Origin of the sequence: Streptomyces sp. NPDC014006 (genome assembly GCF_043088925.1) — a bacterium.
Classification (GTDB): Bacteria; Actinomycetota; Actinomycetes; order Streptomycetales; family Streptomycetaceae; genus Streptomyces.
The window spans coordinates 497706-518469 of the sequence record NZ_JBICAJ010000003.1 but is presented as its reverse complement, the minus strand read 5'-3'; the positions used below and the strand labels follow the sequence as shown (position 1 = coordinate 518469).

Sequence of the window (20764 nt, the reverse complement as noted above, 5' to 3'; positions counted from 1 at the left end):
TGGGCCTCCTACGCCGCGACCAGATACGAGAACACGGACTCGAGGGACTCGTCGGACGGCGAGACCGTGAGCAGCCGGATGCCGTTCGCCTTGGCGACGCGCGGCAGCAGGGCCGTGAAGCGGGCGAAGTCGACGGCCTGGATACGCAGCGCGCCCTCGGCGTGGTCGACCTCGATGCCGGAGGTGGACGGATCGGAGATCAGCGCCGCCGCGAGGGCGCGGTCGTCGCTGGAACGCACGAGGTAGCGGTGCGGCCGGTCGGTCATCAGGCGGCGGATCTTGCGGAAGTCACCGCTGGCCGCGTGGCGTCCGGCGACGATCACCTCGATGTGCCGGGCGAGCTGCTCGACCTCCTCGAGGATGTGCGAGGAGAACAGCACGGTGCGGCCCTCGTCGCCCATGCGCCTGAGCAACTCCATCAGCTGCATGCGCTGGCGCGGGTCCATGCCGTTGAACGGCTCGTCGAGCAGCAGCAGCGAGGGGTCGTGGACGAGCGCGCTGGCCATCTTCACCCGCTGCCGCATGCCCTTGGAGTACGTGTCGATCCTGCGGTCCTGGGCGTACTCCATCTCGACCGTCGCAAGGGCCCGCTGGGCCTCCTTGTCGCCGAGGCCGTGCAGTTCGGCGTTGGCGACGACGAATTCGCGGCCGGTGAGGAAGTCGTACATCGCCTCGCGCTCGGGGACGATGCCGATGTGCCGGTAGATCTGCTCGTTGCGCCACACGGCCTGTCCGTCGAGGGTGACGGTGCCGGTGGAGGGGGCGAGGAACCCGCCCATCATGTTGATCAGGGTGGACTTCCCGGCGCCGTTGGGGCCGAGCAGGCCGGTGACACCGGGCCCGATGGTCATGGTGACGTCGTTGACGGCCACGACGTTGCCGAACCAGCGGGAGACGTGGTCGAGGCTGAGAGTCGTCACAGTCCCACCTTCTTGTAGCGGCGGTTGAGCAGCCCGTAGGTCGCGGCGATCAGACCGAGGGTGACGAGGACGTAGACGGCTCCTTGGGCGTCGGACGGTCCGTCGCCGCCGGGGAAGGCGGACGACGCGCCGAGGAACGCGGACTGCACCCCGTCGATCAGCGTCGTCGGCGAGAACAGTCCCAGCCAGGCGATCGCTCCGGTGCTGTTCTGGGCGTAGGCGATGCCCTGGACGACGGAGACGGCGCCGTAGGAGATGGTCAGAACGGCGATCACGGCGGCGATGCCGAAGCCGCGGCGCGGGGTGACCGAGGCGATGACCAGGCCGATCCCGGCGAAGAGCAGCGACAGCAGTGCCACGGAGACGAGTCCTTGTCCGAATCCCTCGGTCTGGTCGGCGAAGTCCAGCTTGGCGAGCAGCGCGCCGACGTAGAGCACGAGCAGCGGGGTGGCCGTGAGCAGGAACAGCGCCGAGGCGAGCGCGGCGAACTTCGCGCGGACGTAGTCGGCGGTCTCGATGGGCCGTGAGAAGTACAGCGGGACGGTCTTGAAGCGCAGGTCGCGCGAGACCGACTGGGGTGCCTGCGAGGCGACGTACAGGCTGATGACGGCCTGCATGATGATCGCGTAGCGGGTGTAGTCGACGGGCAGGTCCTTGGCCTTGGTGGCGACGGCGACCGCGACCATGATGGCGGCCGGCACGCACATCACCACGAACAGCAGCATCGGCAGCACCTTGGACTTGGCCGACCGGCCCAGGCCGTAGGCGCCGCGCAGGGACTGCGTGTACAGCGAACGGCGGGCGTAGGCGCGGCCGAGACGGGGGCCGTCGTAGCTGCGGTAGCCGATGTCGTGGATGCGGGACTGGGCCCCGGTGGGCGCGGCGAGGGGGTGCTCAACGGCCATGGCTCACGGCCTCCTTCCGGTCGTCGTCGCTGCGGCGGTCGTCGCCGTGGGAGAAGACCTCCGAGATGTGGTGGCGGCGCTGTTCCATGCGGACCAGACCGAGGCCGAGGTCGGCCACCACGTCCCGGATCAGGTCGTAGGTCTCCTCGCCCTGCGCGGTCAGCAGCAGGGTGTGGCCGGCGCCGGGCAGGCCGCTTCCGTCGTCGTGCGTGGTCACTCCGCGCGTGTGCAGCGCCTCGCGGACCGCGTGGGTGCCGTCGGGGTGCTCGTCGCTGTCGGTGACCTCGATCGCGAGGGTGGTCGTGGTCTGCGTGAAGTCGGTGGTGGAGCTGGAACGCAGGAGCTTGCCGCCGTCGACGACGACGACGTGGTCGCAGGTGCGCTCCAGCTCGCCCAGCAGGTGGGAGGTGACCAGGACGGAGATCCCGAAGTCGGTGTGCACGCGTCGGATCAGGCCGAGCATCTCGTCGCGGCCGACCGGGTCGAGACCGTTGGTCGGCTCGTCGAGGAAGACCAGTTGCGGGTCGTGCACCAGGGCCTGGGCGAGCTTCACGCGCTGTTTCATGCCCGTGGAGTAGCCGCCGATGGGGCGGTAGCGCTCCTCGTACAGGCCGACGTGGCGCAGGGTGTCCGCGGTTCGCTCACGGGCCGCGGTGGGCGGCAGGCCGGACATGCGGGCCATGTGCACGACGAACTCGGTGGCCGAGACGTCGGGTGGCAGGCAGTCGTGCTCCGGCATGTAGCCCACGCGCTCGCGGATGGCGGCGCCCTTGGTGGCGACGTCGAGGCCGAGCACCTCGGCGCGGCCCTCCGTGGCGGGGGACAGACCCAACAGGATCTTGATCAGGGTGGACTTGCCGGCGCCGTTGGCTCCGACGAGTCCGGTCACACCGGGCCCGATGTCCACGGACAGCCGGTCGAGCGCGGTCACCCTCGGGAACCGCTTGCTCAGGCTTTCGGTCGCGATCACAGTCACATCGACGACACTAGTGACGCAGGCCACGGAAAACGTCAGACCGCAGAGCCGTCCTGGTATCAGACTCCAGTCGTACGGGCCCGTAGGGGATGTGGTGCCTGAGAGCTACGGACTCCCCTCTCCGCCCCCGGTCGCCGCACTCCCTGGGTGCAGGGCACCTCCGCCCCTCGGCCCACCTATTGACTCCGCGTCTAACAAGTGCCAGATTCCCTCAGGTCAAGTTACGGACACGTACCGCAGTCGACGAAGACCGCTGGAGGCGTTGGCATGACAACCGCAGGGACCCGCGAAACCTCCACTGAGCTGCGAGGTTTCCAGCGGGTGCAGCGCCTGGCCTACGAGTGCGCCGAGGCCGTGGCGGCCCGGTTGCAACCGGGAGTGACCGAGCGCGAGGCGGCGCGGATGCAGCGCGAGTGGCTGCGTGAGCGTGGGGTGCGCGACTGGTTCCACATGCCGTTCGCCTGGTTCGGCGACCGCACCGCGTTCGTGAACTTCCGGGTGCCGCTGCAGTTCTTCCCCACCGACCGGCGCCTGGAGCCGGGGATGCCGTTCATCCTGGACATGGCCCCGGTGTACGAGGGATACACCGCGGACATCGGCTACTCGGGATCGCTCGGGCCGAACCCGGTGCAGGACAGGCTGATGGCGGACCTTCAGGCGCACCGCGAGCTGATCCTGCGCGAGGTGCGCGAGCGGCGGTCGTTGCGCGAGATCTACGAGGACGTGGACCGGCTCATGGTCCGGCAGGGCTATGCCAACCGGCACCGCGCCTACCCGTTCGGTGTGATCGCGCACAAGGTGGACCGGGTGCGCGAACGCCGTTTCGCACCGCGCCTGTTCGGGTTCGGCACACAGTCGCTCAAGGGACTGCTCTCCGACGCGGTGCACGGTCACCGTGAGGGCTGGTCGCCGCTGTGGTCGCCATACCGTTTCTCCGACCATCCGCCGCAGCCGGGCCTGTGGGCGGTCGAACCCCATCTGGGCTTTCGGGGCACGGGCGCGAAGTTCGAGGAGATCCTGGTCGTCACCGACTCGAAGGATCCCGCTCAGAGCGCCTTCTGGCTGGACGACGATCTGCCGCACGTGCGGCGCTGGGCGGAGGACAAGTGACTGTCATGGGTGCTCGTGAGCGCCGGGTGCGCGCCGGCGACGTGGAGCTGTGCGTGGCCGAACTGGGCGATCCGGACCGGCCGACGGTGATCCTCGTGCACGGTTATCCGGACAGCAAGGAGGTCTGGTCCGAGGTGGCCGTCCGGCTCGCCGACCGCTTCCACGTCGTGCTGTACGACGTACGCGGCCACGGCGGGTCCACCGCGCCGAAGCCGCTGCGCGGCGGATTCACGCTGGAGAAGCTCACGGACGACTTCCTGGCGGTCGCGGACGCGGTCAGTCCGGGCCGGCCGGTGCACCTGGTGGGGCACGACTGGGGTTCGGTGCAGTCGTGGGAGTTCGTCACGGTCAAGCGCACCGAGGGGCGCATCGCCTCCTTCACCTCCATGTCGGGGCCGTCCCTGGACCACTTCGGCCACTGGATCGACAAGCGGCTGAAGCGGCCCACGCCCCGCCGGGTCGGTCAGCTCCTCGGCCAGGGCGCCAAGTCCTGGTACGTCTACCTGTTGCACACGCCGAAGGTGCCCGAACTGGCCTGGCGCGGACCGCTCGGCAAGGCCTGGCCCGGCATCCTGCGACGCGTCGAACGCACACCCGACGACGACTACCCCACCGCTTCTCTGCGCGGCGACGCGGCACACGGCGCCTGGCTGTACCGCGACAACGTCCGCGCCCGGCTGCGCAGGCCACGACAGGACGCGTATGCGCACGCGCCCGTGCAGCTCATCACGCCCGTGCAGGACGCGTTCCTGTCCGAGCGGCTCTACGACGATCTGGAGCTGTGGGTTCCGCATCTGACTCGTCGCAGGCTCCCGGCCAAGCACTGGATCCCGCGGACCCGGCCCGACCAACTGTCCTCCTGGTCACCGAGTTCGTCACATCCGTCGAGGACGGAAGGCAACAGGTACCGGCCACCGGTCGCCACGCCGACCGCTTCGGCGGACAGCTCGTGCTGATCACCGGTGCGGGCAGCGGCATCGGGCGGGCCACGGCGTTCGCGTTCGCCGAGGCCGGCGCGCGCGTGATCGCCGTCGACCGGGACGCCGAGGCGGCCGCGCGGACCGCCGAGATGTCCCGGCTGGTGGGCGCACCGAGCGCCTGGGCGGAGGCAGTTGACGTCTCCGACGAGCAGGCGATGGAGAAGCTCGCGCAGAAGGTCGCCGTCGAGTACGGCGTCGTCGACGTGCTCGTGAACAACGCCGGAATCGGGCTGTCCGGCAGCTTCTTCGACACCACACCGGACGACTGGCGCAGGGTCCTGGACGTCAACTTGTGGGGTGTCATTCATGGTTGCCGTCTCTTCGGGCGGCAGATGGCCGAGCGCGGCCAGGGCGGCCACATCGTCAACGTCGCGTCCGCCGCCGCGTACCAGCCGTCCCGCGCGCTGCCCGCTTACAGCACCTCCAAGGCGGCCGTGCTGATGCTCAGCGAGTGCCTGAGGGCCGAACTCGCCGAGCAGGCCATCGGGGTGAGTGCGATCTGCCCGGGCTTCGTCAACACCAGCATCACGTCCACGGCCCACTTCGCGGGTGTGGAGGCCGAGGAGGAGCGGCGACGGCAGAAGCGCACGGCACGGCTGTACGGGGCGCGAAACTACCCGCCGGAGAAGGTTGCTGACGCTGTGTTGGATGCGGTGGTGCGTAACGTTGCGGTGGTGCCGGTGACTCCGGAGGCGCGCTTGTTCCATGCCATGTCCCGTTTCACTCCTGGTGTTTTGCGCGCGCTCGCGCGGGTCGAGCCTCCTGTGTCATGACAAGTGAGCTGTTCGTCGAGGCGTGTTGACCAACAGGTCGTATATCTGGTCTGGTTGTCCACAGAACCGTCAAGTCGCCTGTGGACAACCGCACTTGGCTGTGGATCAAACCCGGGCCCGGAAAAAAAGTGCGTGATACAGGTCTCTCGCGTCATCATGACGGCATGAACAAAAACGACACGTACGACAGACGCGTCGTGCGGGTGTCGAAGTACCTGTCGAAACATCTGCGGCACCAGCCGGACCGCATCGGGCTGGTGCTGGACGAGGGCGGCTGGGTCGAGATCGACGTGCTCCTGGCCGCCGCGGCCGAGCATGGCTTTCCGATCACCCGCAAGGAACTGGAACACGTCGTCGCCGCCAACGACAAGCAGCGCTTCGCGATCGAGGGTGGACGGATCCGCGCCAGCCAGGGTCACAGCGTCGATGTGGACCTGGGCCTGTCCCCGGTGACTCCTCCGCCGTACCTCTACCACGGCACCGTCGTCCGCTACCTCGATGCCATCCGCGCCGAGGGGCTGCGACCCATGAACCGGCACGACGTGCACCTCTCGGCCGACCGGGAGACCGCCACGCGTGTGGGCGCACGCCGCGGCAGACCCGTCGTGCTGGCGGTCGACGCCGGCGCCATGCACCGCGACGGCCATGTCTTCCACGTCAGCGCCAACGGGGTGTGGCTGACCCGGGCCGTTCCCGCGCGCTACCTGCGCTTTCCCGAGAGGCACTGACATCCGGCGCTGCCTCGCAGCGACCGTTTCACGTGAAACACCGGTGTGCGCCTACCCTCGGGGGTTATGAGTCTGCGCCTGAGCACCGTGATCCTCCCCCACCGCCGCTGGCACGAAGGCGGCCGTTCGTCCTGGACGCGGGCCGAGCAGCTCGGCTTCCACACCGCGTACACCTACGATCACCTCTCCTGGCGCAGCTTCCGGGACGGGCCGTGGTTCGGTGCCGTGCCGACCCTGACGGCGGCCGCGTCGGTCACCGACCGGCTGCGGCTGGGAACGCTGGTGACCTCGCCGAACTTCCGGCACCCGGTGACCCTCGCCAAGGAGTTGATCTCCCTGGACGACATCTCCGGTGGCCGGGTCACCCTGGGTATTGGAGCGGGCGGCAACGGCTTCGACGCCACGACCCTGCTGCAGGAGGGCCAGGAGCCGTGGACGCCGCGGGAGCGCGCCGACCGGTTCGCCGAGTTCGTGCCGCTGCTGGACCGCCTCCTCACCGAGGAAGCGGTCACGTACGAGGGGACCTTCTACTCGGCGCGTGAGGCGCGCAACATCCCCGGTTGTGTGCAGCGCCCCCGGCTGCCTTTCGCGGTGGCCGCGACCGGGCCGCGCGGGCTGAAGCTCGCCGCACGCCACGGGCAGGCCTGGGTGACCACCGGCGACCCGAAGCTGTTTGAGAACGGCACCCCCGAGCAGTCGGTGCAGGCCCTGCGCGGTCAGCTGCAGAAGCTGTCCGAGGCCTGTGCGGCCATCGGGCGGGACGTGGCCGGGATGGACAAGGTCCTGCTGACCGGCTTCACGCCGGATCGCGGCCGTCCGCTGGAGTCGCTGGACGCCTTCGTGGACTTCGCCGGGCGCCACCGGGAGCTGGGGTTCACCGAGATCGTCCTCCACTGGCCGATCCCCGACTCGGACTTCGCGGCGGACGAGAAGGTCTTCGAGGACATCGCCATGGAGGGGCTCGCGCAGCTGGGGTGACGAGGCCGGGGACCCGGGCGGGGCACGCACGGCCGTGGGTGACGCGAGCGTGGGGCGACCCGGCTGTGGGTGACCCGGTCGCGGGTGACCCGGTCGCGGGTGACCCGGCATGGGGGAAACCCTCAGATGCCCTCAGATGTGCACAGTGCCGCACGGTCGTGCGGGCATATGCGGGACAATGGCCCGGTGACCTCAGCGACTCGACAGCCCGAGACCCCGGCCTCCGCTCTCCCGCCGCGGTTGATCGCCACCGATCTCGACGGAACCCTGCTGCGCGACGACAAGTCGGTGTCGCCGCGCACCATCGCCGCCCTCGCCGCCGCCGAGGCCGCGGGCATCGAGGTCTTCTTCGTCACCGGCCGCCCGGCCCGCTGGATGGACGTGGTCAGCGACCACGTCCACGGCCACGGCCTGGCGATCTGCGGCAACGGCGCCGCTGTGGTCGACCTGCACGGCGGCCCCGGCGCCCACCGCTTCGTGAAGGTGCGCGAGCTGGCCCGGGAGAACGCGCTGGACGCCGTACGCCTGCTGCGCGACGCGGCACCGGGCACCGTGTACGCCATCGAGCAGACCTACGGCTTCAACCAGGAGCCGGACTACCCGAAGCTGCACATGGAGGTCCCCGACGTCCTCCTGTCCGCCGAGGAGCTGCTCGGACCGGACGGCCCGCTGCCCGACGAACCGGTGCTGAAGATCCTGGCCTACCACCCCTCGATCGAGCCGGACGCCTTCCTCACCGTCGCCCGGCTGGCGATCGGCGAGCGTGCCAACGTCACCCGGTCCAGCCCCAGCGCCCTGCTGGAGATCAGCGGTCCGGACGTCTCCAAGGCCAGCACCCTCGCGCTGTGCTGCGCCGAGCGCGGCATCTCGCACGAGGAGGTCGTCGCCTTCGGGGACATGCCCAACGACGTCGAGATGCTCACCTGGGCCGGTCGGTCGTACGCCATGGGCAACGCCCACCCGGACGTGATAGCCGCGGCCTCGGGACGGACGGTCGCCAACAACGACGACGGGGTGGCCGTCGTGATAGAGCGGCTGCTGGCCGAGCAGGGCTGAGCGCCGCCGCTCGGCACCGCCGGCCGTCAGCCCACCCGCACTCCGCGCTCGGCCAGCCATGGCAGCGGGTCCAGCGCCGCACCGTAGTCGGGTGTGATCCGCACCTCGAAGTGCAGGTGGGGGCCGGTCGAGTTGCCGGACGTGCCGGACTGGCCGATCCACTGCCCAGCCAGCACCTGTTGCCCCGCGTCGACGCCGACGGCGGCCAGATGGCCGTACTGCGTGTAGTAGCCGCCGGGGTGCTGGAGCACGATCTCGATGCCGAAGGCGCCGCCGCAGGCCACCCGCACCACCCGTCCCGCGCCCACCGCCCGCACAGGTGTGCCGATCGGCACCGCGAAGTCCTGCCCGGTGTGCCGGTGCGCCCAGTGCGAGCCGTCGCTGCCGAAGCCCGCGGACAGCTGGTACGTCTCCACCGGCGCGACCCACGCGCGCGTGCCGTCGAGCGGCGGCTGATCGAGGCGGACGGCACCGCGGCAGCTGCCCGCCGCGACGGACGCATCGGCCTGTCCCTGCAGCCGGGTCCTGGCGTCCTCCAGCTTCGCCTCGATGCCCTTCTTCAGCACGGCGAGTTCGGCGGTGCGCTGCTCCAGCGCCTGCCAGCCGGCGGCCGACCTGGCCTCGTCGGCGCTCAGCCGGGCCTCGGCCCGGCGGTTCCGGTCGATCGCGCGGGTCACGGTCCCCTGGACCCGGGCGAAGGCGTGCTGTCCGCGCAACGCCTCCTCGGGGTGGTCGGCCAGGAGGAGCCGCGCAGTCATCGGCAGCCCGCCGCCGGAACGGTACTGGGCCCGCGCGATGCGGCCCAGGTCCTTGTGCAGCACACCCAGCTGCTGCCGCTGCCGCTCCAGCAGGCCCTCGGCGCGCAGGGCCCGCACGCGCTGGGCGTCGGCCTCCCGGCGGCCCTGCTCGTACCGCTGGGTCGCCGCGGCCGCGTCCTGATAGAGCCGCGCCACCTCGGCGCTGACGCCGGCAGCGGTGCCGTCGCCGGGATCGCCGTCGTCCGGTGCGGGGGCCGCCGCGAGCATCGCCAGCGTGCTGAGCAGGACCGCGACGAGCAGCGGGCGACGGCGAAGTGAGCGCATACCGGCGATCGTCGCGCGGGACGGCCCGCGCGGTCCTGTCCGTGTCGTACGACTGGGGGAGAGGTGTCCCGCGGACGGGTACGAAAGAGGGCCTGTCGGCGTGTCGCACCGCGGACCCCTGCCTGGCCGCTCGTGGTGCGGCCCGTGTCCTCAGCGCGTTCCCACCAGCAGTTCCGCCTCCGCCTCCCGGGCGGCCATGCGCTGCAGCGGCCCCTCCTCGGCGGCCAGCCGCGCGTAGGGGCCGCGCTGCACGATGCGCCCCTGGTCCAGCACGATCACCTCGTCGACGGCGTCCAGACCGGCGAGCCGGTGCGTGACGAGCAGCGTCGTACGGCCCTCGGTGACGGCCAGCAGGTCAGCGGTGAGGGCGTCGGCGGTCGGCAGGTCCAGGTGCTCGGCGGGCTCGTCCAGGACGAGGACGGGGAAGTCGGCGAGCAGGGCACGGGCCAGGGCCAGACGTTGCCGCTGCCCGCCGGACAACCTGGCGCCGTGCTCGCCGATCAGCGTGTCGAGACCGTCGGGCAGGCTCTCCGCCCAGGTCAGGAGCCGGGCCCGGGCCAGGGCACCGCGCAGGTCGGCCTCGGAGGCGTCCTTCTTCGCCAGCAGGAGGTTCTCGCGCACCGAGCTGTCGAAGAGGTGCGCGTCCTGGGCGCACAGCCCGACGAAACGGCGCACGTCGTCACCGTCGAAATCGCGGGCGTCCGCACCGGCCAGCGTGTACGACCCGGCCGCCGGGTCCAGGAAGCGCAGCAGGACCTGCGCGAGGGTCGTCTTGCCGGATCCGGACGGCCCGACCACGGCGATCCGGCGTCCGGGCTCCAGGGTGAGGTCGACACCGGCGAGCGCGTCCTGATGGCGGCCCGGGTAACGGGCGGTCAGGCCCTTCAGGACCACCGGGAACGGCGTGGTGGGAGTCGCGAGCGGCCGCTCCGGCTCCTGAACGGGCGCGGGGGAGTCCAGTACGTCGTACACGCGCTCGGCGCTCTGGCGCACCCGTTGCCGGTACCGCACGGCGAGCGGCAGGGACGTCACGGCCTCGAACGCGGCCAGCGGCGTCAGCACGACGACGGCCATGGCGACGCCGCTGAGCCGTCCGGCGGCGACGGCCTGGGCGCCGACCAGGGCGGAGGCGGCGACCGTCAGCCCGGACAGCAACGCGGTGAGCCCGTCACCGAGTGCGGTGGCGGCGGCGGCGCGGGCAGCGATCCCGGTGAGCGTCCGGTCGGCGCGGGCGGCCTCGGCGGTGCGGGCGGGCAGGGCACCGGCGACGGTGAGTTCCGCGGTGCCGGTGAGCACGTCGGTGACCCGGGTGGCCAGCTCCCCTCGGGCGGGCGCGAGCCGGCGTTCGGCGTGGCGGGCGACAGCGCCGGTGAGCGCCGGGACGCCCACGCCGGCCGCGAGGAGGCCTGCGGCGAGGACCGCACCGGCCTCCGGCAGCAGCCAGGCCGTGAAGCCGACGGCGGCGGCCGACACGAGCGCGGCGGCCCCGACGGGCAGCAGCCAGCGCAGCCAGTAGTCCTGCAGCGCGTCGACATCACCGACGAGCCGGGCCAGCAGATCGCCCCGGCGCCGGGCGCGCAGTCCCGCGGGCGCGAGCCGCTCCAGGCGCCGGTAGACCGCGACCCGGGTGTCGGCGAGCATGCGCAGCACCGCGTCGTGCGACACCAGGCGCTCCGCGTAGCGGAACACCGCGCGGCCGATTCCGAAGGCGCGGGTCGCCGTCACGGCGACCATCAGATACAGCACGGGCGGCTGCTGGGAGGCCCGGGAGATCAGCCAGCCGGAGGTGGCCATGAGACCGACGGCACTGCCCAGCGCAAGGCTGCCGAGCAGCAGCGCGAGCAGCAGCCGTCCGCGCCGGGCCCCGGACATCGAGCGGACGCGGGTGAGCACGCTCCCCCGGCTGGTCGTGGGCTCGGCACCGCGGTCGGCCGGGTGTGCCTCGGCCACCGCTTGCGGGATGTCCACCGGGGGCGAGGTGTCCACCGCGTGCGGGAGGTCCGCCGCGCCGATCTCCCCACCCTTCGCCGCGCATGCGGCCGGCTCGGCGGCGGCCTCCAGCCGCACCGCGCCATCCGTCTCCTCCAGCCGCACGACCCGGTCCGCGACCTCCAGGAGGGCCGGCCGGTGGACGACGAGCAGTACCGTGCGCCCCACGGCGAGGCGGCGCACGGCCGCGACGACCTCCGCCTCTGTCCGTCCGTCGAGTGCAGCCGTCGGCTCGTCGAGCAGCAGCACCGGGCGGTCGGCGAGGAACGCCCGGGCCAACGCGAGTCGCTGCCGCTGCCCGGCGGACAACCCGGCCCCGTCCTCGCCCAGCAGCGTGCCGAGCCCGTCGGGCAGCGCGTCCACGAAGTCCAGCGCCCCCGCGTCGGCGAGGGCCTGCCGCACGGCGGCGTCGTCGGCATCCGGGCGGGCCAGCCGGACGTTTTCGGCGACCGTCCCGGCGAACAGTTGCGGCCGCTGCGGCAACCAGGCGATCCGCGACCTCCACTGCTCCAGGTCGAGGTCGGCGAGGTCGGCTCCCCCGATCCGCACCCGCCCGCCGGCCGGCCTGACGAAGCCCAGCAGGAGGTGCAGCAGGGTCGACTTGCCCGCCCCGCTGGGCCCGACCAGGGCGACCGTCTCCCCCGATTCCACGGCGAAGGAGACGTCCGTCACCGCGTCCGCGGAGCGGCCGGGGTAGCGCACGGAGACCCCGTCGAAGGCAATGGGTCCGGCGGGTACGGCCCCGGTGCCCGCTTTCGGCAGCGGAGTCTCGAGTACGGCGAAGATCTCCTCCGCAGCCGCCAGCCCTTCAGCGGCCGCGTGGTACTGGGCGCCCACCTGCCGCAGGGGCAGATACGCCTCGGGCGCGAGCACCAGGACGACCAGACCGTCGTAGAGCGTCATCTCGCCGTGGACGAGCCGCATCCCGATCGTGACCGCGACCAGGGCGACGGACAGCGTGGACAGCAACTCCAGGGCGAAGGAGGACAGGAAGGCGATGCGCAGAGTGCGCAGGGTCGCCTGGCGGTACTCGCCGGTGATCCGCCGGATCGAGTCGGCCTGGGCCTTGGCCCGTCCGAACACCTTCAGTGTGGGCAGCCCGGCGACGACGTCGAGGAAGTGCCCGGACAGCCGGGACAGCAGCCGCCACTGCCGGTCCATCCGGGACTGGGTCGCCCAGCCGATCAGCATCATGAAGACGGGGATGAGCGGCAGGGTGGCGGCGATGATCGCCGCCGACACCCAGTCCTCGGTGACGATCCGCGCCAGCACGGCGACCGGGACCGCCACCGCGAGCCCCAGCTGCGGCAGATAGCGAGAGAAATAGTCGTCCAGCGCGTCGATACCGCGCGTGGCGAGGGTGACCAGCGATCCGGTCCGCCGGCCGCTCAGCCAGCCCGGCCCGAGCTGTGCGGCCCGCTCCAGCAGCCGGCCCCGCAGCTCGGACTTCACCGCCGCGTTCGCCCGGTGGGCGGCCAGTTCGGTGAGCCAGGAGACCAGGGCGCGGCCGCCGGCGACGGCCACCAACAGCAGCAGGGGAGTGCGCAGCGCGGACACCGGCATGCCGTGCTGGAACGCGCCGACGACCGTCTCGGCGATGAGCATCGCCTGGGCGATGACCAGCACCGCCCCCAGGGCGCCCAGGCCGACCACCGCCACAAGGAAGCGGCGGGTGGCCCGGGCGTACCGGAGCAGACGCGGATCGATTGGTTTCACGTGAAACACACCTCAGTGCGCGGGTTCGGCGATGTGCTGGGTGCCGATCCGCTTGCGGAAGACCCAGTAGGTCCAGGCCTGGTAGAGCAGCACGATCGGCGTGGCGATCGCCGCGCACCAGGTCATGATCTTCAGGGTGTACGGGCTCGACGAGGCGTTGGTGACCGTCAGGCTCCAGTCCGGGTTCAGCGTGGACGGCATGACGTTCGGGAACAGCGTCAGGAACAGCATGGCCACGGCGGCCACGATGGTCACCCCGGACAGAGCGAATGACCAGCCTTCCCGCCCGGCCTGGTTGGCCACCAGAGCCGCGACCAGCGCCGCTACGGCGACCACCAGCGCGACCAGGCTCTTGCCGTCACCGCCGTCGGCCTGCGTCCAGCCCAGGAAGGCCAGCGCTAGGACGGCGGTGACGAGGCCGACCTTGAGGGCCAGCTTGCGGGCGCGCTGCCGGATCTCGCCGACGGTCTTCAGCGCTGTGAACACCGCCCCGTGGAAGGTGAACAGCGTCAGCGTCACCAGGCCGCCGAGCAGGGCGTACGGGTTGAGCAGGTCGCCGAGGTTCCCGACGTACTCGAGATTCTTGTCGATCTTCACACCGTGCACGATGTTGCCGAAGGCCACGCCCCACAGGAACGCGGGGATGAGCGAGCACCAGAAGATCGCCGTCTCCCAGTTGCGCTGCCAGTTCTCCTCGGGCCGCTTCGCGCGGTACTCGAAGGCGACACCGCGGACGATCAGGCAGACCAGGATCACCAGCAGCGGCAGATAGAAGCCGGAGAAGAGGGTGGCGTACCACTCGGGGAAGGCGGCGAAGGTGGCGCCGCCGGCCGAGAGCAGCCACACCTCGTTGCCGTCCCAGACCGGGCCGATGGTGTTGATCAGCACCCGCTTCTCCGCACGGTTGCGGGCGAGCAGCTTGGTGAGGACGCCGACCCCGAAGTCGAAGCCCTCCAGGAAGAAGTAGCCGGTCCACAGGACGGCGATCAGGACGAACCAGACGTCGTGCAGTTCCATGTCTGTGCAGCTCCCTCGGCCTAGTACGAGAAGGCCATCGGCTTGTCGGCGTCCCGGGAGTCGCCGCCGATCGTCGTGGGCGGATTCAGGTCGTCCTCGGTCAGCTCGGGCGGGCCGGCCTTGACGTACTTGACGAGCAGCTTCACCTCGATGACGGCGAGGATCGCGTACAGGGCACCGAAGACGGACATCGAGGTGATGACCTCGCCCTGGGAGACGCCGGGGGAGACCGCATCACGGGTCTGCAGGACGCCGTAGACGACCCACGGCTGGCGGCCCATCTCGGTGAAGATCCAGCCCCAGGAGTTGGCGATCAGCGGGAAGGCCAGGGTCCAGATCGCGATGCGCCAGAACCAGGTGGTGAGCTTCGGGCTGAGTGCCTTGTTCTTGAACAGGACCAGGTGTGGCACCTCGTCCTCGCCGACCCTGAGGGCGTGCGGCAGCATGAACTTCTTGCGGGTCAGCCACAGTCCGGCGATGCCGAGCGCGAAGGACGTCATGCCGAAGCCGATCATCCAGCGGAAGCCCCAGAAGGTGACGGGGATGTTGGGCCGGTAGTCACCGGGTCCGAACTTCTGCTGCTCGGCCTTGTTGACGTCGTTGATGCCGGGGACGTACGAGGTGAAGTCGTCGTTGGCCAGGAAGGACAGCAGGCCGGGGATCTCGATGGCCACGCTGTTGTGGCCCTTCTCCACGTCGCCGTAGGCGAAGACGGAGAACGGGGCCGGCTTCTGTCCGTCCCACAGGGCCTCGGCGGCGGCCATCTTCATCGGCTGCTGCTTGAACATGACCTTGCCGAGGGTGTCGCCGCTGACCGCGGTGAGCAGGCCGGCGATGACCACGGTGATCAGGCCGAGCCGCAGCGAGGTCTTCATCTCGCGGATGTGCTTCTTGCGGGTCAGGTGGTAGGCGGCGATACCGACCATGAAGGCGCCGCCGGTCAGGAAGGCCGCGGAGAGGGTGTGGAAGGCCTGGCTGAGCGCGGTGTTCTGGGTCAGCACGGCCCAGAAGTCGGTCAGCTCGGCCCGGCCCTTCTCCTTGTTGATGCGGTAACCGACCGGGTGCTGCATCCAGGAGTTCGCGGCGAGGATGAAGTACGCCGACAGGATCGTGCCGATCGAGACCATCCAGATGCAGGCCAGGTGGATCTTCTTCGGCAGCTTGTCCCAGCCGAAGATCCACAGGCCGATGAAGGTCGACTCGAAGAAGAAGGCGATCAGGGCCTCGAAGGCGAGGGGCGCGCCGAAGATGTCACCGACGAAGCGGGAGTAGTCCGACCAGTTCATGCCGAACTGGAACTCCTGCACGATGCCGGTGACGACACCCATCGCGATGTTGATCAGGAAGAGCTTGCCCCAGAACTTGGTGGCCCTGAGGTACTTCTCCTTCTCCGTGCGCACCCAGGCGGTCTGCAACCCGGCCGTGAGCGCGGCGAGAGAGATCGTCAGCGGGACGAACAGGAAGTGGTAGACGGTGGTGATGCCGAACTGCCAGCGCGCCAGGGTCTCCGGCGCCAAAGCCAGGTCCACGTCGTCAGTCTCCTTACCTCGCCGTGGTACGGCAGCCGTTTACTCCTGTTTGTCACAGACAACGTGGGAGCAACGGGACATGCTTGTGAATGCATTCACATTCACAAGCCATTATGACGCACCGATTTTCGACTTTCGAAGGGGGGTCCCCCCTTGACCGCCGCGGCAGACTCTTGGCAGCGAGTTCAACATTGTGTTGAATTGCGCGCCATGCAGAAGCACAGCACCACGACTCGGATCCGGATCTCCTGGCCCGCGGGACACCTCACCGCGACCCTCGACGACACCGCCACCACACAGGCCCTCGCCAAGGCCCTGCCCCTCGCCTCCGTCGCCCGCACCTGGGGCGAGGAGGTCTACTTCGACACCGGGGTCTCCGTTTCACGTGAAACCACGGCCCAGCAGGTCGTCGAGCCAGGCACCGTGGCTTTCTGGACGGACGGCGACGCGCTCGCCCTCCCCTACGGGCCGACGCCGATCTCGCGGGGTGACGAGTGCCGCCTGGCCAGCCCATGCAATGTGGTGGGACGCCTGGACGGGGACGCCCGCGCACTCGCCACGGTGCGCGACGGCGACCCCATCCGCCTGGAACTGATCGAGGACTGACCCAGCCCATCGGCTGACTCAGTCCTCGACCACCCAGTCCTCGACAACGGACAGCTCACTCAAGCCGCGGCCGCACCCGCGGCGCCACCCGTGACCTGCCCACGAAGCCCTTCGGCACCTGCCCCTCGAGACCCCTTCGGTACCTGCCCCTCACGGCCCCGTCGGTACCAGCCCCCGAAGCCCTCCGGCTCCGCTGTCTGAGCTCTACAGCTCCTTGCGGAAGTTCTCCGCCACCTTCACGAAGATGTCGTTGGCCTCGGTCTCCCCGATCGTGACCCGCACCCCTTCACCCGCGAACGGCCGGACGACCACGCCGGCCTGCTCACACGCCTCCGCGAAGGCGACCGTGCGCTCGCCCAGCCGCAGCCACACGAAGTTGGCCTGGGTCTCGGGCACCGTCCAGCCCTGCGCCCGCAGCGCGTCGACCACCCTGGTGCGCTCGCACACCAGCGAGCCGACCCGGCCGAGGAGCTCGTCCTCCGCCTGCAGCGAGGCGATCGCCGCCTCCTGGGCCAGCTGGCTCACGCCGAACGGCACCGCCGTCTTGCGCAGCGCCGCCGCGACCGGCTCATGGGCGATCGCGAAACCGACCCGCAGCCCGGCGAGGCCGTATGCCTTGGAGAAAGTGCGCAGCACGCAGACGTTCGGCCGCTCCCGGTAGATCTCCACGCCGTCGGGCACCTCGGGGTCGCGGATGAACTCCCGGTACGCCTCGTCCAGCACCACCAGCACGTCGCTGGGCACCCGGTCCAGGAAGCGCTCCAGCTCGGCCCGCCGCACCACCGTGCCGGTGGGGTTGTTCGGGTTGCAGACGAAGATCAGCCGGGTCCGGTCGGTGATCGCGTCCGCCATGGCGTCCAGGTCGTGCACATCGCCCTCGGTCAGCGGCACCTGCACCGAACGCGCCCCGCTGATCTGAGTGATGATCGGGTACGCCTCGAAGGAGCGCCAGGCGTAGATCACCTCGTCGCCGGGGCCGGAGGTCGCCTGGATCAGCTGCTGGGCCACACCCACCGAGCCGGTGCCGGTCGCCACATGGGAGAGCGGGACACCGAAGCGCTCGGACAGCTCGCTCATCAGGCCCGTACAGGCCATGTCCGGGTAACGGTTGAAGTTGCAGGCGGCGGCGGTGACTCGCTCCATCACGCCGGGAAGCGGCGGATAGGGGTTCTCGTTGGAGGACAGCTTGTAGGCCACCGGGCCGTCCGCCGCGGCGGGCTTGCCCGGCTTGTAGGTGGGAATACCCTCCAGCTCGGCGCGCAGCTTCGGGCTCGTCTCGCTCACCGCAGTCCTCCTCGCGACAGCCGGCGGCCCGTCACCGCCGCCGGCTTCCAATACTGCTCACCTTATGAGGATTGGGCCGCGCTGCGTACCGGTCTGCAGGACCTCGTGCGCCACGGGTCACGGCAGCGACACCCCTCGCGCCCCAGGAGCATCATGGGCAACGTCGTACGAAGCTGTACGAAGGGTCCGGCGCGGGCGTACGAGGCGGGGGGCGCGCCGCACATATATCTATGCGCCGGTAGCTCACGCCGTGGCGCGCATCCCTCGTCAAGGTGAGTTGAGACCTCTTCGAAACATCAGGTGCTTGGCAGGCCTATCCGCGCCGATGCATCACGTCTTGCTGAAAAAACGCTCAACTCCCTTGTTTTCTTAGGCACTTGACCCTCTGCCGCCATGCAGAAACGTGCCTGTGAACGCGTGCATATGCGTCCGCACTACCCCACGTCATGAGCCCTACTATCACCTCGCCATGACAGCAGCAGGGAAGCACCAGGTGAGCCGCGCGGAAACCTCACGCCGAGGCAGCCGGCCGGGTCGGGCGGGCATCAGAGACGTGGCCGCCGCCGCCGGAGTCTCCATCACGACCGTCTCCGACGCTCTGAACGGCAAGGGCCGCCTCCCGGACGCCACCCGGCGCCACGTCCGCGAGGTCGCCGACCGGCTGGGCTACCGGCCTTCCGCCGCCGCCCGCACCCTCCGTACCGGCAAGTCGGGCCTCATCGGCCTGACCGTGACGACGTACGGGGATGAACCTTTCACCTTCACCGAGTTCGCCTATTTCGCCGAGATGGCCCGCGCCGCCACCTCCGCCGCGCTCGCCCGCGGTTACGCGCTGGTCATCCTGCCCGCGACCTCCCGCCACGACGTGTGGTCCAACGTGGCCCTGGACGGCACCGTCGTCATCGACCCCTCCGACCAGGACCCCGTGGTCACGGAACTGGTCCGGCAGGGTTTACCGGTGGTGTCCGACGGCCGCCCCGTCAGCTCCCTGCCCGTCACCGCCTGGGTCGACAACGATCACGAGGCCGCCGTCCTCAACATCCTCGACCATCTCGCCGACGCCGGCGCCCGCCGCATCGGCCTGCTGACGGGGACCACGACCGACACGTACACCCACCTGTCGACCACCGCCTACCTGCGCTGGTGTGAGCGGGTCGGACAGGATCCGGTCTACGAGGCCTACCCGGCGCACGACCCGTGCGCGGGCGCCGTCGCCGCCGACCGGCTCCTCGCCCGGCCCGACCGCCCCGACGCCGTCTACGGCCTGTTCGACCCCAATGGCACCGATCTGCTCGCCGCCGCCCGCCGTTACGGGCTGCGCGTGCCCGAGGACCTGCTGCTGGTGTGCTGCAGCGAGTCCACCGTGTACGCCAGTACCGAGCCGCCCATCACGACCCTGTCGCTCAAACCCCGCCGTATCGGCACGGCCGTGGTGCAGTTGCTCATCGACGCCATCGAGGGCGTGGAGTCCGACCAGCCGGTCGAGCAGGTGATACCGACCGAGCTGATCATCCGCACGTCCTCCCAGCGCCGCCAGCAGCGCACCACGGTCAGCCCGCCGCGCACCCCGGAGGGTGACGGGTAGCACCGGAGACCGGATGCGCCTCGTACGGGTGGTCCGCCGCGCCCCCGGACAGGAATGGTGGCGCGGCGCGTGCGCCGGAGGGGGAACCCGGTGGACGCAGGGGTGGCGACGCAGGCGTATCGCCCCCGCGGCGTCGTGACGTCCGGGGCGGCGTGCGCGTCCTCGGCGAGGTGGGTGGGAGGGGCTCAGGTGGGAAAGCCCTTCCCAAACGGGGCGAAAAGCCGCAGTGAACAGGAGTCTTGTTCCGATTCACCACCCCTGGGTCATCACACGGCACGATCCGCATTCCTATGATGGGCCCACGACACCGCGGGCCGCTGCGACCAGGCAGTCCGAAGCGGTGCAGATGCGGCGCGATGGTGGAGGGGTCGATGACTCAGGGGGCCGGTCAGGGACCCGAGGTGGAGCGGACGGCGACGTTGCGCGACTTCCGCGTGCCGGCGTACGTCCATGAGACCGGTCCGTTCGGCCACGGTGCCCACCCCGGCGAGGGCGTACCGCCCGTCGAGGACCCGCTGCAGGCGCCCGAGGGCTACACGCCCACCGAGCGCGATCTGCCCGTCATCAACCGCGGGGACACCGTGCAGGTGAGCGTCGACCCGGCCATCGCGCCCGCCCCGGCCGCGGCGCAGCCCGCCCCCGGCCCCCTCTTCGTCGTGGGCGACGTGCACGGCTATCTGGACGAGCTGATCGCCGCCCTGCAGGAGAAGGGGCTGATCGACGCGGCGGGCCAGTGGTGCGCGGGCACCGCCCGGCTGTGGTTCCTCGGCGACTTCACCGACCGCGGACCCGACGGCATCGGGGTCATCGACCTGGTCATGCGCCTGTCCGCGGAGGCCGCGGCAGCCGGCGGCTACTGCAAGGCCCTGATGGGCAACCACGAGCTGCTGCTGCTCGGCGCCAAGCGGTTCGGCGACACGCCCGTAAACTCCGGCGCGGGCACCGCCACCTTCCAGGCGGCCTGGCTGCTCAACGGCGGCCAGAAGACCGACATGGACCGCCTCCAGGACCACCACCTGCAGTGGATGGCCCGCCTGGACGCCGTGGAGGAGGTCGACGGCTATCTGCTCGTGCACTCCGACACCACCGCCTACCTCGACTACGGCGACTCGATCGAGGCGGTCAACGACACCGTCCGCGAGACGCTGACCCGCAACGACGCGGACGAGTGCTGGGACATGTTCCGCAAGTTCACCAAGCGCTTCTCCTTCCGCGACGAGGGCGGCGCCGACGCCGTGCGCTCGCTGCTCGATACGTACGGCGGCACCCGCATCGTTCACGGCCACAGCCCGATCCCGTATCTGCTGGGCGATGTCGGCTCCGAGGACGGCGAGGACAGCGCCGGCCCGCTCGTCGAGGGCCCGCACGTCTACGCCGACGGACTCGCCATCGCGATGGACGGCGGCGTGACGATGGCAGGAAAACTGCTGGTCCAGGAACTCCCGCTGGGCGGCTGAGCGTTCCCGCGCGCCACCCTGCGGACCGTTCTGACCCACCGGCCGGCACCCGGCCCGGATCAGCTCAACACAC

At 70.5% G+C, this 20764-nt stretch carries 15 protein-coding genes and 1 pseudogene; 8 read left to right on the top strand and 8 right to left on the bottom strand.

The features are described 5' to 3' along the window. Positions 1–8: 8 nt before the first annotated feature. Genes ACF1GV_RS14580 through ACF1GV_RS14570 form a run of 3 tightly spaced genes read right to left on the bottom strand, consistent with a single transcriptional unit; the run spans position 9 to position 2795 of the window. On the bottom strand, positions 9–920 hold the full coding sequence (locus ACF1GV_RS14580) for an ABC transporter ATP-binding protein (protein ID WP_391680282.1): 912 nt from the start codon (positions 918–920) through the stop codon (positions 9–11). Then, positions 917–1825 (bottom strand): ABC transporter permease subunit, encoded by a 909-nt coding sequence (locus ACF1GV_RS14575; RefSeq protein WP_391680281.1) that lies wholly within the window; start codon positions 1823–1825, stop codon positions 917–919. Before ACF1GV_RS14575 ends, ACF1GV_RS14580 begins: the two co-directional genes overlap by 4 nt. Then, complete coding sequence (locus ACF1GV_RS14570; protein ID WP_391680442.1) at positions 1815–2795, bottom strand: ABC transporter ATP-binding protein; 981 nt, start codon at positions 2793–2795, stop codon at positions 1815–1817. The genes ACF1GV_RS14575 and ACF1GV_RS14570 overlap by 11 nt, the downstream gene beginning before the upstream one ends. 273 nt (positions 2796–3068) lie before the next feature. Between ACF1GV_RS14570 and ACF1GV_RS14565 the strand changes: the two genes are divergently transcribed. From ACF1GV_RS14565 to ACF1GV_RS14545, 5 genes and pseudogenes are all read left to right on the top strand, one after another. Next, a complete protein-coding gene (locus tag ACF1GV_RS14565) occupies positions 3069–3911 on the top strand; it encodes a M24 family metallopeptidase (protein WP_391680280.1) in 843 nt (280 codons plus the stop codon). Between the two features lie 5 nt (positions 3912–3916). Then, positions 3917–5664: pseudogene (locus tag ACF1GV_RS14560) on the top strand (SDR family oxidoreductase). A 164-nt stretch (positions 5665–5828) separates the two neighbouring features. Continuing rightward, positions 5829–6392: an RNA 2'-phosphotransferase gene (locus ACF1GV_RS14555; protein ID WP_391680278.1), complete on the top strand. Its 564-nt coding sequence runs from the start codon at positions 5829–5831 to the stop codon at positions 6390–6392. Positions 6393–6458: 66 nt separating this feature from the next. Beyond that, positions 6459–7370 carry an LLM class flavin-dependent oxidoreductase gene (locus tag ACF1GV_RS14550; protein ID WP_391680277.1) on the top strand — a complete coding sequence of 304 codons (912 nt, stop codon included), beginning with the start codon at positions 6459–6461 and terminating at the stop codon, positions 7368–7370. A gap of 168 nt (positions 7371–7538) precedes the next feature. Beyond that, the gene (locus ACF1GV_RS14545; RefSeq protein ID WP_391680276.1) at positions 7539–8426 is read left to right on the top strand and encodes a Cof-type HAD-IIB family hydrolase; all 888 of its coding nucleotides are present in this window, start codon (positions 7539–7541) and stop codon (positions 8424–8426) included. 26 nt (positions 8427–8452) lie between these two features. Here the strand turns inward: ACF1GV_RS14545 and ACF1GV_RS14540 are convergent, their stop codons facing one another. The 4 genes from ACF1GV_RS14540 to ACF1GV_RS14525 all read right to left on the bottom strand — a co-directional run bounded on the left by ACF1GV_RS14540 (position 8453) and on the right by ACF1GV_RS14525 (position 15759). Next, positions 8453–9508, bottom strand: a complete 1056-nt coding sequence (locus ACF1GV_RS14540; protein WP_391680275.1) for a peptidoglycan DD-metalloendopeptidase family protein — start codon at positions 9506–9508, stop codon at positions 8453–8455. A gap of 150 nt (positions 9509–9658) precedes the next feature. Then, positions 9659–13213, bottom strand: a complete 3555-nt coding sequence (cydD, locus tag ACF1GV_RS14535; RefSeq protein WP_391680274.1) for a thiol reductant ABC exporter subunit CydD — start codon at positions 13211–13213, stop codon at positions 9659–9661. A gap of 12 nt (positions 13214–13225) precedes the next feature. Next, a complete protein-coding gene (gene cydB, locus ACF1GV_RS14530; protein WP_391680272.1) occupies positions 13226–14230 on the bottom strand; it encodes a cytochrome d ubiquinol oxidase subunit II in 1005 nt (334 codons plus the stop codon). A 20-nt stretch (positions 14231–14250) separates the two neighbouring features. Beyond that, positions 14251–15759, bottom strand: a complete 1509-nt coding sequence (locus ACF1GV_RS14525) for a cytochrome ubiquinol oxidase subunit I (RefSeq protein ID WP_391680270.1) — start codon at positions 15757–15759, stop codon at positions 14251–14253. Positions 15760–15969: 210 nt separating this feature from the next. Between ACF1GV_RS14525 and ACF1GV_RS14520 the strand changes: the two genes are divergently transcribed. Further along, complete coding sequence (locus ACF1GV_RS14520; RefSeq protein WP_391680268.1) at positions 15970–16365, top strand: cyclophilin-like fold protein; 396 nt, start codon at positions 15970–15972, stop codon at positions 16363–16365. 204 nt (positions 16366–16569) lie between these two features. Here the strand turns inward: ACF1GV_RS14520 and hisC are convergent, their stop codons facing one another. Then, positions 16570–17649: a histidinol-phosphate transaminase gene (hisC, locus tag ACF1GV_RS14515; protein WP_391680266.1), complete on the bottom strand. Its 1080-nt coding sequence runs from the start codon at positions 17647–17649 to the stop codon at positions 16570–16572. 469 nt (positions 17650–18118) lie between these two features. Here hisC and ACF1GV_RS14510 point away from each other — a divergent pair, with 469 nt between their 5' ends. Both ACF1GV_RS14510 and ACF1GV_RS14505 read left to right on the top strand, forming a co-directional pair. After that, entirely contained in the window at positions 18119–19234 is a 1116-nt protein-coding gene (locus tag ACF1GV_RS14510) for a LacI family DNA-binding transcriptional regulator (RefSeq protein WP_391680264.1), read from the top strand. Positions 19235–19590: 356 nt separating this feature from the next. Continuing rightward, the gene (locus ACF1GV_RS14505; RefSeq protein WP_391680262.1) at positions 19591–20691 is read left to right on the top strand and encodes a metallophosphoesterase; all 1101 of its coding nucleotides are present in this window, start codon (positions 19591–19593) and stop codon (positions 20689–20691) included. Positions 20692–20764: the final 73 nt, after the last annotated feature.

Excerpts from the sequence above, each read along its gene's own strand:
- ACF1GV_RS14505 (WP_391680262.1), top strand. The coding sequence starts at position 19,591 with ATGGTGGAGGGGTCGATGACTCAGGGGGCCGGTCAGGGACCCGAGGTG.
- ACF1GV_RS14520 (WP_391680268.1), top strand. The coding sequence starts at position 15,970 with ATGCAGAAGCACAGCACCACGACTCGGATCCGGATCTCCTGGCCCGCG.
- ACF1GV_RS14575 (WP_391680281.1), bottom strand. The coding sequence starts at position 1,825 with ATGGCCGTTGAGCACCCCCTCGCCGCGCCCACCGGGGCCCAGTCCCGC.
- cydB (WP_391680272.1), bottom strand. The coding sequence starts at position 14,230 with ATGGAACTGCACGACGTCTGGTTCGTCCTGATCGCCGTCCTGTGGACC.
- ACF1GV_RS14555 (WP_391680278.1), top strand. The coding sequence starts at position 5,829 with ATGAACAAAAACGACACGTACGACAGACGCGTCGTGCGGGTGTCGAAG.
- ACF1GV_RS14540 (WP_391680275.1), bottom strand. The coding sequence starts at position 9,508 with ATGCGCTCACTTCGCCGTCGCCCGCTGCTCGTCGCGGTCCTGCTCAGC.
- ACF1GV_RS14550 (WP_391680277.1), top strand. The coding sequence starts at position 6,459 with ATGAGTCTGCGCCTGAGCACCGTGATCCTCCCCCACCGCCGCTGGCAC.
- ACF1GV_RS14545 (WP_391680276.1), top strand. The coding sequence starts at position 7,539 with ATGCGGGACAATGGCCCGGTGACCTCAGCGACTCGACAGCCCGAGACC.
- ACF1GV_RS14565 (WP_391680280.1), top strand. The coding sequence starts at position 3,069 with ATGACAACCGCAGGGACCCGCGAAACCTCCACTGAGCTGCGAGGTTTC.
- ACF1GV_RS14510 (WP_391680264.1), top strand. The coding sequence starts at position 18,119 with ATGACAGCAGCAGGGAAGCACCAGGTGAGCCGCGCGGAAACCTCACGC.